This is a genomic window from Nocardia cyriacigeorgica, assembly GCF_005863245.1.
Classification (GTDB): Bacteria; Actinomycetota; Actinomycetes; order Mycobacteriales; family Mycobacteriaceae; genus Nocardia; species Nocardia cyriacigeorgica_C.
This window is the reverse complement of the sequence record NZ_VBUT01000010.1, coordinates 1-16,283: the sequence shown is the minus strand read 5'-3', so window position 1 is coordinate 16,283 and position 16,283 is coordinate 1. Positions and strand designations below refer to the sequence as shown.

General features: G+C 65.9%; 18 protein-coding genes. 10 read left to right on the top strand and 8 right to left on the bottom strand.

Annotated features, from left to right (window positions below):
- Positions 1-11: 11 nt before the first annotated feature.
- The 7 genes from FEK34_RS23225 (at position 12) to FEK34_RS23195 (ending at position 7,341) form a co-directional block, all read left to right on the top strand.
- Positions 12-2,012, top strand: a complete 2,001-nt coding sequence (locus tag FEK34_RS23225; RefSeq protein WP_138450992.1) for an acetyl/propionyl/methylcrotonyl-CoA carboxylase subunit alpha — start codon at positions 12-14, stop codon at positions 2,010-2,012.
- 3 nt (positions 2,013-2,015) lie between these two features.
- A complete protein-coding gene (locus FEK34_RS23220) occupies positions 2,016-3,176 on the top strand; it encodes an acyl-CoA dehydrogenase family protein (RefSeq protein ID WP_104362114.1) in 1,161 nt (386 codons plus the stop codon).
- A gap of 142 nt (positions 3,177-3,318) precedes the next feature.
- On the top strand, positions 3,319-4,092 hold the full coding sequence (locus FEK34_RS23215; protein ID WP_138450990.1) for an enoyl-CoA hydratase family protein: 774 nt from the start codon (positions 3,319-3,321) through the stop codon (positions 4,090-4,092).
- A 4-nt stretch (positions 4,093-4,096) separates the two neighbouring features.
- Complete coding sequence (locus FEK34_RS23210) at positions 4,097-4,711, top strand: TetR/AcrR family transcriptional regulator (protein ID WP_104362116.1); 615 nt, start codon at positions 4,097-4,099, stop codon at positions 4,709-4,711.
- A 53-nt stretch (positions 4,712-4,764) separates the two neighbouring features.
- Complete coding sequence (locus FEK34_RS23205) at positions 4,765-4,995, top strand: ribbon-helix-helix domain-containing protein (RefSeq protein ID WP_138450988.1); 231 nt, start codon at positions 4,765-4,767, stop codon at positions 4,993-4,995.
- Positions 4,992-5,441 (top strand): PIN domain-containing protein, encoded by a 450-nt coding sequence (locus FEK34_RS23200; RefSeq protein ID WP_171048348.1) that lies wholly within the window; start codon positions 4,992-4,994, stop codon positions 5,439-5,441. The genes FEK34_RS23205 and FEK34_RS23200 overlap by 4 nt, the downstream gene beginning before the upstream one ends.
- Positions 5,442-5,604: 163 nt before the next feature.
- Positions 5,605-7,341 (top strand): GMC oxidoreductase, encoded by a 1,737-nt coding sequence (locus FEK34_RS23195; RefSeq protein WP_138450984.1) that lies wholly within the window; start codon positions 5,605-5,607, stop codon positions 7,339-7,341.
- 141 nt (positions 7,342-7,482) lie between these two features.
- Here the strand turns inward: FEK34_RS23195 and cutA are convergent, their stop codons facing one another.
- Complete coding sequence (gene cutA / locus FEK34_RS23190; RefSeq protein WP_138450982.1) at positions 7,483-7,821, bottom strand: divalent-cation tolerance protein CutA; 339 nt, start codon at positions 7,819-7,821, stop codon at positions 7,483-7,485.
- A gap of 191 nt (positions 7,822-8,012) precedes the next feature.
- Positions 8,013-8,804 (bottom strand): 3-oxo-5-alpha-steroid 4-dehydrogenase, encoded by a 792-nt coding sequence (locus tag FEK34_RS23185; protein WP_138450980.1) that lies wholly within the window; start codon positions 8,802-8,804, stop codon positions 8,013-8,015.
- 137 nt (positions 8,805-8,941) lie between these two features.
- On the opposite strand from FEK34_RS23185, the gene FEK34_RS23180 reads away from it, so the two are divergent.
- Complete coding sequence (locus tag FEK34_RS23180) at positions 8,942-9,694, top strand: TetR/AcrR family transcriptional regulator (RefSeq protein WP_249359520.1); 753 nt, start codon at positions 8,942-8,944, stop codon at positions 9,692-9,694.
- 133 nt (positions 9,695-9,827) lie between these two features.
- Here FEK34_RS23180 and thiD read toward each other — a convergent pair whose 3' ends face one another.
- The 6 genes from thiD to FEK34_RS23155 form a co-directional block, all read right to left on the bottom strand.
- Positions 9,828-10,682: a bifunctional hydroxymethylpyrimidine kinase/phosphomethylpyrimidine kinase gene (thiD, locus tag FEK34_RS23175; protein ID WP_138450979.1), complete on the bottom strand. Its 855-nt coding sequence runs from the start codon at positions 10,680-10,682 to the stop codon at positions 9,828-9,830.
- A 9-nt stretch (positions 10,683-10,691) separates the two neighbouring features.
- Entirely contained in the window at positions 10,692-10,856 is a 165-nt protein-coding gene (locus tag FEK34_RS30135; protein WP_171048347.1) for a hypothetical protein, read from the bottom strand.
- A gap of 4 nt (positions 10,857-10,860) precedes the next feature.
- On the bottom strand, positions 10,861-11,088 hold the full coding sequence (locus FEK34_RS23170; RefSeq protein WP_138450978.1) for a hypothetical protein: 228 nt from the start codon (positions 11,086-11,088) through the stop codon (positions 10,861-10,863).
- A 248-nt stretch (positions 11,089-11,336) separates the two neighbouring features.
- On the bottom strand, positions 11,337-11,804 hold the full coding sequence (locus FEK34_RS23165; RefSeq protein WP_138450974.1) for a PPC domain-containing DNA-binding protein: 468 nt from the start codon (positions 11,802-11,804) through the stop codon (positions 11,337-11,339).
- Entirely contained in the window at positions 11,804-12,847 is a 1,044-nt protein-coding gene (locus FEK34_RS23160) for an asparaginase (RefSeq protein ID WP_212748811.1), read from the bottom strand. The genes FEK34_RS23165 and FEK34_RS23160 overlap by 1 nt, the downstream gene beginning before the upstream one ends.
- A 9-nt stretch (positions 12,848-12,856) precedes the next feature.
- Complete coding sequence (locus FEK34_RS23155) at positions 12,857-14,266, bottom strand: helix-turn-helix transcriptional regulator (protein WP_212748810.1); 1,410 nt, start codon at positions 14,264-14,266, stop codon at positions 12,857-12,859.
- Between the two features lie 322 nt (positions 14,267-14,588).
- Here FEK34_RS23155 and FEK34_RS31205 point away from each other — a divergent pair, with 322 nt between their 5' ends.
- Together FEK34_RS31205 and FEK34_RS23150 are read left to right on the top strand one after the other, a co-directional pair.
- Positions 14,589-14,711 carry a hypothetical protein gene (locus FEK34_RS31205; RefSeq protein WP_283206614.1) on the top strand — a complete coding sequence of 41 codons (123 nt, stop codon included), beginning with the start codon at positions 14,589-14,591 and terminating at the stop codon, positions 14,709-14,711.
- Positions 14,698-15,867 carry a hypothetical protein gene (locus tag FEK34_RS23150; RefSeq protein WP_138450972.1) on the top strand — a complete coding sequence of 390 codons (1,170 nt, stop codon included), beginning with the start codon at positions 14,698-14,700 and terminating at the stop codon, positions 15,865-15,867. Before FEK34_RS31205 ends, FEK34_RS23150 begins: the two co-directional genes overlap by 14 nt.
- The last annotated feature ends 416 nt before the right edge of the window (positions 15,868-16,283 follow it).

The window sequence follows — 16,283 nt, the reverse complement described above, 5'->3', positions numbered from 1 at the left end:
GGCGGTCGGCGATGACAACTCCGATTACCAATGTCCTGGTCGCCAATCGCGGTGAGATCGCGCGCCGGGTGTTCGCCACCTGCCGCCGCATGGGCATCGCCACCACGGCGGTCTACTCCGACGCCGACGCGGCCTCCCCGCACGTCGCCGAGGCCGACGCCGCGATCCGGCTGCCCGGCAACACCCCCGGCGAGACCTACCTGCGCGGTGAACTGATCATCGAGGCGGCGCTGTCGGCCGGAGCCGATGCGATCCACCCCGGCTACGGATTCCTCTCCGAGAACGCCGAATTCGCGCGCTCGGTGCAGGAGGCCGGGCTAGTGTGGATCGGACCGCCGGTGGCCGCCATCGAACAGATGGGCTCCAAGGTCGAGTCCAAGAAGATGATGGACGCCGCCGGGGTACCCGTGCTGGCCGAACTGGACCCGGCCGAGGTCACCGAGGACCATCTGCCGGTGCTGATCAAGGCCTCGGCCGGCGGTGGTGGCCGCGGCATGCGCGTGGTGCGTGAGCTGAGCGAGCTGTCCGGGCAGATCGAGGCGGCGCGCCGTGAGGCCGAATCGGCGTTCGGCGATCCGACGGTGTTCTGTGAGCGGTACCTGGAGACCGGGCGGCATATCGAAGTCCAGGTCATGTCCGATACCGCCGGCACCACGTGGGCGGTGGGTGAGCGGGAATGCTCGATCCAGCGTCGTCATCAGAAGGTCGTGGAGGAGGCGCCGTCGCCTCTGGTCGAGAAGATCGACGGCATGCGCGATCGGCTGTTCGAAGCCGCGCGGCTGGCCGCCGAGGCCATCGGCTACGAGGGTGCGGGCACGGTCGAATTCCTGGCCGATGAAAAGGGCGATTTCTTCTTCCTGGAGATGAACACCCGCCTCCAGGTGGAGCATCCGGTCACCGAACAGACCACCGGACTCGACCTGGTCCGATTGCAGTTGCAGGTGGCGTCCGGGCTGCCGCTGCCACCGGTGCAGCCGGCCAAGCGCGGGCATTCGATCGAGGTCCGGCTCTACGCCGAGGACCCGGCCCAGGATTGGCAGCCCCAGAGCGGTCCGGTGCACAAGCTCGATATCCCGTTCACCGCAGGCGAATTCACCGTTCTGGAACAGCCGGGAGTGCGGCTGGACACCGGTGTGGTCGACGGTTCGGTGGTCGGCGTGCACTACGACCCGATGCTGGCCAAGGTCATCTCTTACGCCGAGACCCGCGCCGAGGCCGCCCATCTGCTGGCCACCGCCTTGCAGCGGGCCAAGGTGCACGGCCTGGTCACCAACCGCGACCTGCTGGTGCGGGTGCTGCGGCATCCGGCGTTCCTGGCCGGCGACACCGACACCGCGTTCTTCGATACGCACGGTCTCGACGCACTGTCGGCGCCGCTGGTCAGCGAGGCCGACGAGGCGTTGTCCATCGTCGCGGCGGCGCTGGCCGATTCCGCGGCCAACCGTCGCGCCGCGCGCGTGGCCGGCGGGATCCCCAGCGGATGGCGCAACCTCGCCTCCGCACCGCAGACCAAGTCCTATGAGAGCCGGATCAGCGGCACCCATGAGGTGCGTTACCGCTTCACCCGCGGCGGTGTCCAGATCGAAGGTCACGACGGTCTGGAGCTGATCGACCTCACGCCCGAACGCGTGGTGCTCGGCGTTCCCGGGGACCGCGGCCCGGTGCGCAGGCAATTCGAGATCTCCCGCTACGGCGATCTCGTCTGCGTCGACTCCCCGCTCGGCCCGGTCGCCGTGCGCAGGCTGCCGCGCTTCACCGACCCGGCCGATCAGGTGGCCGCGGGCTCGCTGCTCGCGCCCATGCCAGGCAGCGTGATCCGGCTCGGCGCCGCCGTCGGTGATCAGGTCGAACACGGACAGCCGATCCTGTGGCTGGAGGCGATGAAGATGGAACACACCATCGTCGCCCCCACCAGCGGCGTCCTCAGCGAACTCAACGTGACCGTCGGCCAGCAGGTCGAGGTCGGCGCGGTGCTCGCCGTCGTGGACGAGCCCTCGGAAGATCAGGAGTAGGTCATGAGCTTCATCGAATCCGACGAGCGCAAGGAGCTGCGGGCCGCCGTCGCCGCGCTCGCCTCGAAGTACAACTACCGCGACTACGTGCTGCCGAAGGCGCGCGCCAACGAGCCGCTCGACGAACTGTGGGCCGAGGCGGGCAAGCTCGGCTTCCTCGGCGTCAACCTGCCCGAGGAATACGGCGGCGGTGGCGCGGGCATGTACGAGCTGGCGCTGGTGATGGAGGAGCTGGCCGCCCAGGGCGCCGGTCTGCTGCTCATGGTGGTCTCCCCGGCCATCTGCGGCACCATCATCACCAAGTACGGCACCGACGAGCAGAAGGCGGCCTGGCTGCCGAAACTGTCCGACGGCAGCGGCAAGATGGTCTTCGGCATCACCGAACCGGACGCGGGCTCCAACTCGCATCAGATCACCACCACCGCGCGCCGCGACGGTGACGACTGGATCCTCAATGGCCGCAAGATCTTCATCTCCGGCGTCGATCAGGCCGAGGCCGTGCTCATCGTCTCGCGCACCGAGGACCACAAGACCGGCAAGCTCAAGCCCGCCCTGTTCATCGTCCCCACCGACGCTCCCGGCTTCCAGAAGACGCCGCAGGAGATGGACATCATCGAACCGGACCACCAGTTCACGCTGTTCCTCGACGACGTCCGGCTGCCCGCCAGCGCGCTGGTCGGCAAGGAGGACGCCGCACTCATGCAGCTGTTCGCGGGCCTGAACCCCGAGCGCATCATGGGTGCCGCGATGGCCGTCGGCATGGGCCGCTACGCCATCGACCGCGCGGTCGAATACGCCAAGGAACGCACCGTCTGGAAGACGCCGATCGGCGCGCACCAGGGCATCGCGCATCCGCTGGCGCAGGTGAAGATCGAGCTCGAACAGGCCAAGCTGATGATGCAGAAGGCCGCCACCCTCTACGACGCCGGCGACGAGATGGGCGCCGCCGAGGCCGCGAACATGGCCAAGTACGCGGCGGGCGAGGCCAGCATCAAGGCCCTCGATCAGGCCATCCAGACCCACGGTGGGGCCGGTTTGACCAGCGAATACGGGCTGGCCGCCATGCTCGGTGCCGCGCGCATCGCGCGGATCGCGCCGGTGAGCCGGGAAATGATCCTCAACTTCGTCGCCCAGCACTCGCTGGGACTGCCGAAGTCCTACTGATCCCGGTCCCGGCCCCGCATCGCTCGGTGCGGGGCCGGTCGGGCGCCGGATTGGAGATTCGGATGAGTGAGCGCCGCGGGCGAGCATTCAACACAGCCGAGGCCTCGGTCTTATCGATGCCGAGTGCCGGAGAGGTGGAGTCATGAGCGAAGCGCCGTTCGTGCGTTACGAGGTCGCCGACGGGTTCGCGACACTGACCTTCGATTCACCGCATAATCGCAATGCGTTGTCGTCCAAGCTGGTTCGGGAGCTGCTCGCCGGAATCGATGCGGCGGTCGCCGATCCCGCGGTGCGCGGCATCGTGCTCACCCACACCGGCAATACGTTCTGCGCCGGTGCGGATCTGAGTGAAGCCGCCAACGCCGACCCCGCCACCGCGGCCGATCAGCGCACCCGTCAGATGATCGACGTGCTGCGCGGGCTGGTGGCCGCGCCCAAACCGGTGATCGCCCAGATCGACGGCAATGTGCGGGCGGGTGGCATGGGCATCATCGCCGCCTGCGATCTGGTGGTGGCGGGTCCGTCGAGCAGTTTCGCGCTCACCGAGGTGCGGATCGGCATGGCGCCGTTCATGATCTCGCTGACCCTGTTGCCGCGGCTGAACCAGCGCGCGGCCAGTCGCTACTACCTCACCGGTGAGAAATTCGACACTGCGGTGGCGCAGCAGATCGGGCTCATCACCATCGCCGCCGACGACCCGGCGGCCGAGGTCAAGCGGCTGTGCGGTGAGCTGCGCAAGGGCTCGCCGCAGGGGCTGGCGGAATCGAAGAAGCTGGTCAACGCGGCGCTGCTGGCCGGGTTCGACGCCGAAGCCGAGGAACTCGCGCAACGCTCCGGCAGCTTCTTCGGCACCCCCGAGGTGATCGAGGGCATGACGGCCTTCCTGCAGAAGCGCCCGCCCAGCTGGGCACAATAGGCCCATGGCGACACCCCACGAACCGAAGCAGGACCGCAGCCGGGCCACCCGGCAGCGGCTGCTCGAGGCGACCATCGACTGTCTGGCCGAGATGGGCTGGGCGGCCGCGACGGTGGCCGTCGTCGCCGAACGCGCGGGGGTGTCGCGTGGGGCCGCCCAGCATCACTTCCCCACCAGGGAAGACCTGATCACCGCGGCGCTCGAGTACATGTTCGACACCAGGACCGAGCAGGCGAAGGCGGAGGCGGAAACCGTCGCCGCCACCGCCGTCGGTGTCGGGCGGACCGAGGCCGTGGTGGCGGGACTGGTCGAGTCCTACACCAGCCCGCTGTTCAAGGCGGCCTTGCAGGTGTGGACCCACGCCGCCGCCGACCCCGCGCTGCGCGAACGCATCGTCCCCCTGGAGGCCCGCTTCGGCCGGGTGTCGCACCGCCGCGCGGTCGAAGCCCTCGGCGTCGACGACGCCGACCCGGTAGCCCACCACCTCGTCCAAGCCACCCTCGACATGGCCCGCGGCCTCGGCCTCGCCGACGTGCTGACCGACGACTCGGCGCGGCGCAAGCAGATCGTCCACCAGTGGGCGGTGACGTTGCATGCGGCGCTGGAGAACGGGCGATAGGGCGCCAAATTTGCATAGGGGACGATGGATGCCCTACGTGGTACCCTACGTTTATGAAGGTCAAGACGAGCGTTTACCTGGATCAGGAGCAGACGTCGCGTCTCAAGCAAGCGGCTGAGGCGGCGGGCCGTTCCGAGGCGGACCTCATTCGGGAAGGTATCGATCTGGTCTTGCTGCGCGCACCTCGTGCGCCGCGGAAGCGGGAATGGCCGTCGTTCGATTCGGGTGATCCGCAGTTCGCAGCGAAGGCGGACGAGCACCTTCGCACCGCATACGAACGTTGAGCTTTTTCATCGCCGATACGTCGGCGCTCATCGCTGCGTATGACAATTCCGCACCGCAGCGGGATCGGGTCCGTGAGTTGCTCAGCACCTCGGTCGCCGTCGTTTCTCCGCTGGTTCTGGACGAGGTGGACCACCTGCTCATCGCCCGGTTCGGGAAGGACCGCCGTATCGCCGACCTCGTCCTGGACGATGTACTGACTTCGGCGGAAGAAGGCGCCGTTCTCGTACCGCCTGTCGATCACCACGATCTCCGGGTCGCACAACGGCTCATCACCCAATTCGGCGGATTGCGGCTGGACCTGGCGGACGCGGTGAACATCGTTCTCGCCGAGCGATATTTGACCAACGCCATCGTGACGCTCGACGAGCGTGATTTCCGTGCGGTGGCGCCACTGACGCCGTCGTTCTCATCGTTTCGTTTGTTGATCCAGGACGGATCCGACTGAACTCCGGGTTTGTCGGGTCGGATAGCCGCGGAGGCGGTGGGGAACAGCGCGGGATGCTTCAGTTGTGACGTGTCGGAGTCCGCGGCCTGCGGAGTTTCCGATACTGCACAATTTCGGGTAACCGCGTGTCCACGGCTGTTAACGTCGGCCGCGGAGGTGGCAGATGAGCGGGGAACTCGATGTCGACGTGGTGATCGTCGGTTCCGGGTTCGGTGGCAGTGTTTTGGCGCTGCGGCTGACGGAAAAGGGCTATCGAGTCGCGGTGCTCGAGGCGGGGCGCCGCTTCGCCGACGACGAGTTCGCGGCGACGAACTGGGATATGCGCAAATACCTGTGGGCGCCCAAACTCGGCTGCTACGGCATTCAACGCATTCACCGGCTGCGCGACTGCTTCATCCTGGCCGGCGCGGGTGTGGGCGGCGGATCATTGAATTACGCCAACACGCTGTACAAACCAGGTCCCGCGTTCTTCGCCGACCGGCAGTGGGCAGATATCACCGACTGGGATGACGAGCTGAGCCCGTTCTACGAGCAGGCGACCAGAATGCTCGGCGTGGTGCGCAACCCGCATATGACGCCCGCCGACGACGTCATCCGGGCGGTCGCCACCGATATGGGCGTCGGCGAGACTTTCGTGCCCACGCCCGTCGGGGTGTATTTCGGTGAACCCGGCAAAACCGTGCCCGACCCCTATTTCGGTGGTGTCGGACCGGACCGCACCGGCTGTATCGAATGCGGCGAATGCATGAGCGGCTGCCGCCACGGCGCCAAGAACACGCTCGTCAAGAACTATCTCGGACTAGCCGAAAAGGCTGGGGCACAAGTGCATCCGATGACGACGGTCACCGCGATCCGCCCGCAACCCGACGGCACCTGGCTGGTCGACACCCACCGCACCGGTTCCTGGACCCGGCGCGGCCGCCGCACCTTCCGCGCCGGTCGAGTGGTGCTGGCCGCCGGCACCTGGGGCACCCAGCGCTTGCTGTTCAAGATGCGCGACACCGGCGTGATGCCGGACCTGTCGAAACGTCTCGGCGTGCTGACCCGCACCAATTCCGAAGCCATTCTCGGTGCCGGCCGCACCGAGGTCGACCCGGATATGGACATCACCCGCGGCGTCGCCATCACCTCGTCGTTCCATCCCACCCCCGATACGCACGTCGAACCCGTGCGCTACGGCAAGGGCTCCAACGCGATGGGCCTGTTGCAGACCTACCTCATCGATGGCGGCCACCGGATCCCGCCGTGGGTGCGGGTGCTGCCGGTGGCGTTGAAGCAGCCGATCCGCACCGTCCGCCTGCTGCGCACCCGTCAGTGGAGCGAACGCACGCTGATCCTGCTGGTCATGCAATCGCTGGACAACTCGATCACCACCTACACCAAGCGCGGATTGTTCGGCCGCAAGTTCGCCAGCAAGCAGGGTTACGGCGAACCCAATCCGACCTGGATCCCCGCAGGTCACGAGGCCACCCGTCGCGTCGCCGAGAAGCTCGGCGCCACCGCGGGCAGCACCTGGCCGGACCTGTTCGACGTCCCGATGACCGCCCATTTCATCGGCGGCTGCGCCATCGGCGCCGACCCCGACCACGGCGTCATCGACTCCTACCACCGCGTCTACGGCTATTCGACGTTGAGCATTGTCGACGGCGCCGCCATCTCCGCCAACCTCGGCGTCAACCCGTCGCTCACCATCGTCGCCCAGGCCGAACGCGCCGCCGCCCTCTGGCCCAACAAAGGCGAGGTGGACACCCGCCCGCCCATGGGCACTCCGCACCGGCGCATCCCACCGGTGCCGCCCCGCAACCCGGTGGTTCCAGCGCACGCGCCCGCGGCCTTGCGCCTGCCGATCGTCGGTTTCGGCCCCCAACCGGCCCCGCAGCGCGGCGAAGTCGGAGCTTGATCGTCAGGTGCGGGCGAGCATTTCAGCCCGAGGCCGAGCCGGGCCCGCCCCGCCGACATTCCCCGCGGGGTGCGGAAGCGGCCTGCCGCCCCGCCCTCGACGCCCGGCGCGAGCTCTACCTCGCCGACTCCGGCGCCGCCATCAGGCGAGCAACGTCGGTTCGAGAGTCGAATCCAGCACCCACTGCCGGTACCCCGGATGCGCCTGCACCACCGGAACCGCGAGCACCTGCGGCGTCTCATCCGCATGCTCGGCGTCGGCGCGTTCGATGATCGCGCCCACCAGCGACCGCCGGGTATGCAGGATCACCAGGTTCTCCCCATTGGCGTGCACGGCATCGTTCCACCGGTAGATCGACCGCACCCCGGAGATGATGTTGCCGCACGCGGCCAGCCGATCGGTGATCAGACTCCGGGTGAACTCGGCCAGCCATTCCGGATCGTTCGCGGTGATCGAGACATCAACGATTTCCTCGGACATGAGGGCATTGTCTCTCAGGCGTGCCGAGACCGGCGATCCGCGCCATCGATCTACAAGCCGAACGCGATCCCCGTGCCTCCGCTGCGCTTGCGCCCGAATTCGTACAGGGCGACACCGCGACGCTGTGCGGTCTCATGAGTCGTCGCGGCTGACGACCGGGGCCACCGATCTTCCTGATGCGCGGCTGCGGCTCATACCAGATACGGCACCAGGGCTTTTCGATCCTTCGGATAGTCCGCGAACTTCTCTCGGTACCACCGATGGGTGGCGAAGGCTCGGGGTACCAGGTTGCCCGCGGTGATCAGGAAGATCACGACACCAGCCAATGACCAGGTGAGCAGCGCGAAGCCGGCCCAGGCGATCAGTTCGCCGAGATAGGCTGGGCTGCTGACGAATCGGAACCCGCTTCCGTGCGGAATGCGATATTCGGTGGCTCCCGGGTTGTCCTTGTCCCGCAGGTTGCGCACGATCCATTCGGACCGGACCAAGAGCGTGAACCCGCCGAGATACACCACGACGCCGATGAGGAAACGCGGATCGGTCAACCATTCGGTCCCGTACTGATTCAGGTAGTCCTGGCTGAAAAAGGACCCGTTCAAATAGCCGTGCATCGCGGTGACGAATACGCCCGCTGCCAGCACGGAAACATTGAAACTGCTGCGCTTGCCCGGCACCTGCCGGATGGACAGCGGGAAGAACCAGCCGCGATTGGCGTAGTGCAGCAGCCAGATTCCCGCCAGCACCATCGACGTCGGCTCGAAGCGGTTCGGCCCGGCCAGGTAGAACACCGCGAATACGACGGTGGCGGGAAGCTCCATCAACCACCAGCCGAGCTTCGGATTGAGGTTGAACCCGATATTCGTCGACGCGAATCGCCCGTACGGGCTCTGCATGAACAGGCCGCCGACGATGACGAACGCCGCGAAGGCGAACGCGATCGTCAGCACGGTGTCATACGCGGTGTTACCGGTGTACCAATCCATCGAGGTCCTCGGTGTTCAGGGGCGGCTCTTCCGGCGGAATCCGTCGGCAGGTCTCAAACTAGAACAAGTTCTATTTCCTGTCGAGGGTCGGTGCCACCGGCGATGGGTGGCGGGCAGGTCAGGTGGATGATCTGCCGGTGAGTACCATCCCGGTTGTGGTACGACGCGCAGGCCAGGGGGTAAGAGACGTTCCTGGGCGACGCGTCGATGCGCGCACCGAGCGGTGGCGCGAGCATCGGGTCAAGGTGCGGGCGGAGTTCGTCGACGCGGCATTCGAGGCGTTGGGAGCCTTCGGGCCCGAGGTGAGTATGGGGGAGATCGCGAAGGCGGCGGGCGCGGCGAAACCCAAGCTCTACCGGCATTTCGCGGACAAAGCCGATCTGTACGACGCGATCGTGGATCGGATGCGGGACCTGCTGTGGGAGCGGATAGTCGACGGCGTCGATCTCACCAATGATCCGGTGCGTGAGCTGATTCGCCGCGGCGCGAACGAATACGTGGCGGTGGTGACGCAGCATCCGAACGTTTTCCGGTTCATTCTGAACGGGCATTTCGCTCAGCGCCGGGACAGTTCAGCGGAGTCGCCGCGATCGTTGCAGTCGGCGCGGCAGGCGGCCAGGCAGGTGGCCGATCTGTTCGTGGGATCGGTGGCCGAGCGTCCGGTCGACCCGAAGGGGGTCGAGCTGGTGATCTATTCGGTTTTCGGTGCGGTGGCATCGGCCACGGATTGGTGGCTCGGAGCCAACCTGCGCGAGGATCCGATGCCGGTGGAGCGTTTCGTCGCCTATCTCACCGAGATGGTGTCGGCCCTGGCCTGCGCGGATGCCAGGCTCAGCGGTTTCACCATCGATGCCGATCAGCCATTGCACCTCGCCTTCACAGCGGACTGAGCGAACCCGCTCCGCAGCCGGACCAACTGTGCCGCGTGCACTCGAACCACGCTGTTCTCGCTGTGCCGCGCCTTTGAGGCCAACGGTGCTTCGCGACGACCTCAGTATGCGCCGGCCCACCGACAAAAACGGGTCACGACAGGCCCGTGGACTCCAATCGCCACAGCGGTGACACCGGCCCATGGCCTTTGCCCAGGTCATAGGAGGCCTCGAGGCAGCGCCGGGTCCATTCCTTGGCGAATTCGAACGCGTCCGGCACCGAGTAGCCGTGCGCGAGTGCGCAGGCCAGCGCCGCGGCGAGGGTGTCGCCGCCGCCGTGGTCGTTGCCGGTGTGGATGCGGGGCGCGGTGTATTCGAGGAACCGCTCGCCGTCGAAGAGCAGGTCGGTGCTGTTGTCCGAGGACCGCAGATGCCCGCCCTTGACCACCACCCAGCGCGGCCCGAAGGCATGCAGAGCCTCGGCGGCCCGGCGGGCACTGGCATCGTCGGTGACCTCGACGCCGCTGATCAGCCGGACCTCGTCGAGGTTCGGCGTGACGATCGTGGCGATCGGGAACAAGGTATTGCGCACCGCGTCCAACGCCTCTTCGTGCAGCAGCGGATCACCGTGCATCGAGGCCGCTACCGGGTCCACCACCAGCGGAATCTCCCCGTCCCGCCCGATCCCGACCTCCCGGCAGACCTCCGCCACCGCCTCGATGATGGCCGTCGACGCCAGCATCCCGGTCTTCGCCGCCCCCACCCCGATATCCCCGACCACCGACCGCACCTGATCGGCCACGATCTGCGGCGGAATCTCGTGGAACCCGCTCACCCCCACCGAGTTCTGCACCGTCACCGCCGCCACCGCCACACACGCGTGCACCCCGCACAACGCCATGGTCCGCGAATCCGCCTGAATCCCGGCCCCACCCCCGGAGTCCGTCCCGGCAATAGTGAGCGCCCGAACCGGCGTCCGGCCACTGGGTACCAAGGGCAGCAATTCCACCCGCTCACCTTATCGGGGAGGGTCAGGCGGGCTTTCGCCGTCGGGCCGGTAGGCGTCGACACCCGCCTCGTTCTCCGTTCCGGGGCGCCCCAGATCCTGAACGAACCCGTCCTCGAGTAGCAGGCCCCAGCGTCCGTCCAACCACTGCACCCATCCCTTCGGCTCATCGTCCACGCCGTCACCCCGCCTCGTCCCCGGCCGATCGCCGGCGCTCCGGATGCGCAGCCCAATACCGAGCCATCACTCCGTCGATCTCCTCCTGCAACCGCGGCTGCCCGGCCTGCCGCCGCAATTCCTCCGCGATCCGCACCAGCGTTTCCCTGTCCGCTCTGCTGGCGTCGTGCAGGATCGCCTGTACTTCCGCCAATTGCTGCCGGTCCAACTTCCCGCGCCGCCGGAGCCTCATCGCCGCCTCCGAGCGTGCATCCTCGGCTGTAAGACGAGCGCCTCACGCCAGGACGTGCGGCCGCCTTCGCCCACTTCACGGGCACATTCGCGCAAACCGGCGATTCGACCTTCTGTCAGGGCCGACGCGCTCATCAAGTGCTTGGTGTTGTCCACTCGCCCACCATGATTGATGCGGCTCAGCGAGGGGAGGGGTCAAATCCCCGATGCGCCTGTTTGCTACCGCCCACGATCGAGCGCTGAGAACAGCTACTTCGGTCGACGGAACTGCAACAGGGGTACGTCGTACAAGCTGGGATCGGCAATCCGGTCCATCTCGGGTGCAAGAACTTCGACGACGATCATTTCGGTGAGGAAGACAACCGTGGCATTGAGCAGGTGGCTGGTGTAGCCATTGGCTGCCTGCTCTTTGAGGCCAACAGCAACATGGATATGGAATGAAGAACGATCTTCAGCGGGACTGTAGGCGATAGTTCCGCCGCCGAACGCTTCGACGTTGCTCAGATGGACCTTTGACCAGACCGGCGCGTCCGGGTTCTCCAGCTTGTCACATGTCCCGACGAGGTCGACCTCACTGAATCCGGCGATGAACGACGGGATATAGCCCTGGCGAATTCCGTGCACGCGGCAGAACTCCGTCAGCGATCCGAAGAAATCATCTCCGTGGTCGAAGGCGACGGCGAAGGTCCTTCCGATCGTTAGTTCATGCGCACGCATCAATGCTCCCTGCTGACATGTTCCGGCCATGGCCATGCTTCTTGGTCTGCAAAGCCGCCCGCGACCGCGAAGACGGCTGCGAGCACCGATCGTTCCCGTGTCGTCGACAGCGCAGTCTGTAGGAGGAGTCGCGCCTTGAGGGGATGGATATAGCCGCCGCGCATCAACCCCCGGTTGAGGAGATCCTGCTCCGAGCCGGCGAAACCATATGTGGATGCCAATACGGTTCCAGAGCCGGTACGAGATGCCAACACCACGGGAATCCTCTCGGCGATTGCCTCGAGGGGCTGGACCAGGTCGGCGGGAACGTGCCCCGCACCCATCGCGGCGACGACGAGCCCGTCGGCCTCCGAAGCCAGGGCCGACAACGACCGTGGGTCTTCCCCGAGTGCGATGGTGGCGATCGGCACCCGTAGATCAGGGTTCGGCGGTGCCGGCATGGTGGCGCGGTTCAATTGCCGGTTGACCACACGTGCGCGGCCTTCGACTACAAAGCCGACCGGGCCCCCATCAGGCGAAATGAATGTCGCGGTGCTGGTGGTGTGGCTTTTGCGTACGCGGCACGCTGCATGGATTTCGTCGTTGAAGACCACCAGACATCCCAACGATCGGGTGCTGGGATCGGCTGCTGCACTGATGGACGCCATAAGATTCGCCGGACCGTCGGGGCCAGGAAGGGTCGGATTACGCATTGCGCCGGTGACGACTATCGGAAGGTCGAGAGTGTGCAAGAGGTCGATCAGGTAGGCAGTCTCTTCGATGGTGTCGGTGCCCTGCGTAACCACAACCCCGTGAATGTCCGGTGCGCGATCGGCTATCGCGGCGGCGAGCTCGACGACATCGGCGATTCGCAGTGACGCGCCGGGACATTGCCGAAAATTCACGACGTCGATATCGATGGGGAGCTTGTCGAGTCCAGGTACCGCCGAGAGCAGCTGCTCGGCCGACAACGCGGGTGTGACGGCACCGTCTTCTCGGCGGGTCATAGCTATCGTTCCGCCGAGCGCGAAGACCGACACGCGGCGCCGTCCAGGTTTGGTCACTTCGGCAGCCTACTGACTCGCCCGCCCGACGTCGGCAAGAAACCGGCACGCACGTTCTAGTCCAGCAAGAGACAGTAGGCGGCTACGAGGCGGAACCAAGCCTCCACCACCATAGTTGGCGATATCGCGAGCACGTTCGACCAGCCAGGTCCAATCCAGGGACAGGTAGTCGGCGAGGGCGCACAGTCGCTGCGGTGGTGTAGCCATCCTGATGATCGAGTGTGTACTGGCCCATCCCACCGTGTCGGAGAACTCTGTCAGCACCGGCTTGCGGTCGGTGATATCGACATGCCATATCTGGTCCGTGTTCACCCAAGTCGCAACGACCGCGCGTCGACCGCGATCGAGCACAAATCCCGGGGTGGCGGTGTATTCCGGCTCGACACAGATGGCGATCCGGATTCCCATGGACTCGATCAGTGCTGCTGTCAGCAGCAGCAAGATACGTTCGCGCCTCCCTGATGCAGCAACTGCGTCCTGCGGAATGCAGAACGCGCGCACTGGCTCTGCGTCAGTGTCCATGTCCGCGGTAGCCAACAGATAGTTGTACTTGTGAGTGAACAACAACCACGTACATGCCTCCTCGCCACGCTGCTCGCGGGCCCAGAAACGAGGTGGGCCCGCGAGGCGGCTTGCGTGATGAAGAATGTGGCGGGCGCAGACATCCGACCCGAGCCACATCGTCGATACCGGCGACAGATCAGCGGCTGAATCGCGCCCGACAGCCGAGCGTGCTTGCCCCTCCAGGCTATTCAGCCGCGCTGTCGCGTCGGCCAGGTACACGTCGTCATCTAGGAGGGCGTCGTCGAGGTTCGTCACCGCCCACATGATCGCCAGGGTGAAGTCATCGAGCAGATACGCGGGTGGGAAGAGCAGCGGCGAGCCTGGATTCGCGGCCGTGAGGCGAGCTCGCGCGCGCCGTCGATCCAAGCCGTAATACTGGTTTCCATCAGGGGTTTTGATCGAAGCGAGCAGCATCGACCGCCGCGGCGTTCCCAGCGATTCCTCGCGGAGCGCACCCAAAGAGGTTGTGATAACCCGGCCGTCATCGAGCACAGCCGGAGCGACGACCACCGGTGTCGACGTGCCTGCGAAGTACCGGCCAGGAGGTGTCAGCAGGTATCGGGCACGGTCACTGGCGACCGAGTCCACCGGCTCGGCTACGAGGTCCGGGAACCCTTCACCGCCGTCGCCGGGGTCTCGGCGGCTGACTTGGTCCGCTTTCGCTTCGCGCCACAGCTTGAACAGCTCTCCACCGGCATTCAACGCCGTTTCCAGTGCGTGGATGAGTTCCGCCGACGGTAGGTTCTTGTTTCGCTCAGCGTGCGACACGTACTGCCGGGTGTAGCCGATCAGGCTCGCCAGCTGAGGCTGGCTCAGTCCTGCCAGCTCACGTCGCCGTTTGATCTCGCTCGACAATCGTGCTGCCGACTGTCGGGGCTCATTGCCCGCCTCACGGTCCGTAGTCAACGCGATCCCCTCGAAACCTCACCGACCACCGAATCCTGCTAACGGGCAAGCAAGCCTCGCAAGGAAGTTGCCCCCTACTCACCCCGAGTCGGACGGATTCGTAGTCGAACCAGTCGCAGGCAGGGATGAGAACAACTGTAACCTTCGTCTCAATCGCGAAGAACGATACAGGCGGCTCCGCCAACCTGAGTTCGCACGGCGTGAACCCCTGCGGCTTGCGATGGCCGGCTGCTCGGCGCTGGAGGAGCACCCGGATGGTTCGGAACATTCGGTGACCGAGGACCTGATCTGGGACGACGAAAGCAACGATGTGACTGTGGCTCTGACCCGTGAGTACCTACGGCCGAACCAGGCGATTACCCTGCGCTGGGAGGTTTCCCGTGAGCACGCGTGACGCCATCGAGACGGCCATTCGGGCGTGGGATCGGCATGAGACCGATCGTGGTGCTCCCGCAGTGATCGACTTCGATTTCCATCCCCCGGAGGAGGGCGCGCCCTCCCCAGCTCCTGCTGACAGGCTGACGACTCTGCGTCGGCTCTGCGAATTGCTCGATGAGACGGACGAGCCGGCGCTGTCTCAGCGAGTCCGTGCTGATGTTGCCTATCTGCGCGCGCTCATGGGTGAACGCCTCCCGCTCGACACCTATGTCCGTGCGACGCAGGGTTGCCCTGCCAACGGCTGGCCCGACACCTACGTCAGTGAGAAGGGCGAGATCGCGCGCGAAGCGGTAGCCGCATTCGGCGTCACGTGGGGCGAGAACACCCGTCGTGAGCTAGCTGAAGTCGAAGGAGTTCTCGAACCCGAAAAGGCCCCCGACGCTATCCGCGCCGCCGCCGCCGAATACGAGCCCGCGGTGCGGCGGGCAACCAACACGACGGCAGACTACGACCTCACCATCGAGGCGGCCGATGTCGACGCCTACTGGGCGTACTGGCTCGACGGTGCCGGTCACAGGGTTCGTCTGAGACTCAATACCCGCAACGCGAGCTACACAGTCGTGCAGGCGCGCCAATTCGCGCTGCACGAAGTTCTCGGCCACGGACTTCAAAGCGCCGCCATCGCCGCCCGCTGTGCGACAGAGGACGTGCCATGGGTTCGACTTCTGTCTGTACACGGGCCCCAGCAAGTCCTGCTCGAAGGCTGGGCCCAGGCTGCACCACTATTCATCACGCCGGATGACCCAGCTCTGGTCACCCGAGTACGCCTCGAACACTACGCCCAACTCGTACGCTCGGAACTCCATCTGGCAATCAACGCTGGAGCATCAATCGAGGATTGCGCATCGCGAGCAAGATCGCGAATTCCTTGGTGGACAGACGGGTACGTCGCCGACTTGTTGACGGACCGCAGCACCAATCCCCAACTCAGGACTTACATGTGGGCCTATGTGGCAGGCATCGACTGGTTCGTCAACCTCGCAGATTCTGCTTCACCCGTGCGAGACACGGTACTGTTCGAGGCCTATCGCAGTCCTCTGACACCCGAAGCCCTCCAAGGCCTTTGGCCGGGAGGGCCGATGATCGGCGGGCCTGGAGTTACTTCCTCCTGAGTCGCAGGCCGTGGGGTACCGAACGAAACGCAAGATGCTCGGGTTCGACTATTGCCGCTGGCCCGGCCGACGGTAGATCGTGCGCTTGCCCACGCCCGCTACCTGCTTCATCGTTCGTGACTCAGCTCGGCCGGCCCACATCCTCACCGACCTGGTCGCGGGCAGGTCTCCAAGGACGATGCCATCGTCACATCCGAGGCGGAAGTCCTGCACCCTGCTACGCGCCGGATGCCCTTCGATCAGACGATGCCCATTTCATCGAGACTGCGTGCGGTGAGAATGCGCGCCGTCCACGAATGCAACTGCTCAGAACTCGCCCGGCCCACTGCCATGGCCACGTCAACCGGAACAGGCCCGAACTTCAGCGCCAACTGCTCGATCAACGTCTCCGCGCGGCCTTCAGCCCGGCCTTCGAT

Coding starts and splice junctions, on each gene's coding strand:
- FEK34_RS23170 (WP_138450978.1), bottom strand. CDS start 11,088: ATGAGGCTCCGGCGGCGCGGGAAGTTGGACCGGCAGCAATTGGCGGAA.
- FEK34_RS23220 (WP_104362114.1), top strand. CDS start 2,016: ATGAGCTTCATCGAATCCGACGAGCGCAAGGAGCTGCGGGCCGCCGTC.
- FEK34_RS23195 (WP_138450984.1), top strand. CDS start 5,605: ATGAGCGGGGAACTCGATGTCGACGTGGTGATCGTCGGTTCCGGGTTC.
- FEK34_RS23210 (WP_104362116.1), top strand. CDS start 4,097: ATGGCGACACCCCACGAACCGAAGCAGGACCGCAGCCGGGCCACCCGG.
- FEK34_RS23225 (WP_138450992.1), top strand. CDS start 12: ATGACAACTCCGATTACCAATGTCCTGGTCGCCAATCGCGGTGAGATC.
- FEK34_RS23215 (WP_138450990.1), top strand. CDS start 3,319: ATGAGCGAAGCGCCGTTCGTGCGTTACGAGGTCGCCGACGGGTTCGCG.
- cutA (WP_138450982.1), bottom strand. CDS start 7,821: ATGTCCGAGGAAATCGTTGATGTCTCGATCACCGCGAACGATCCGGAA.
- FEK34_RS23165 (WP_138450974.1), bottom strand. CDS start 11,804: ATGCGTGCGCATGAACTAACGATCGGAAGGACCTTCGCCGTCGCCTTC.
- FEK34_RS23205 (WP_138450988.1), top strand. CDS start 4,765: ATGAAGGTCAAGACGAGCGTTTACCTGGATCAGGAGCAGACGTCGCGT.
- FEK34_RS23185 (WP_138450980.1), bottom strand. CDS start 8,804: ATGGATTGGTACACCGGTAACACCGCGTATGACACCGTGCTGACGATC.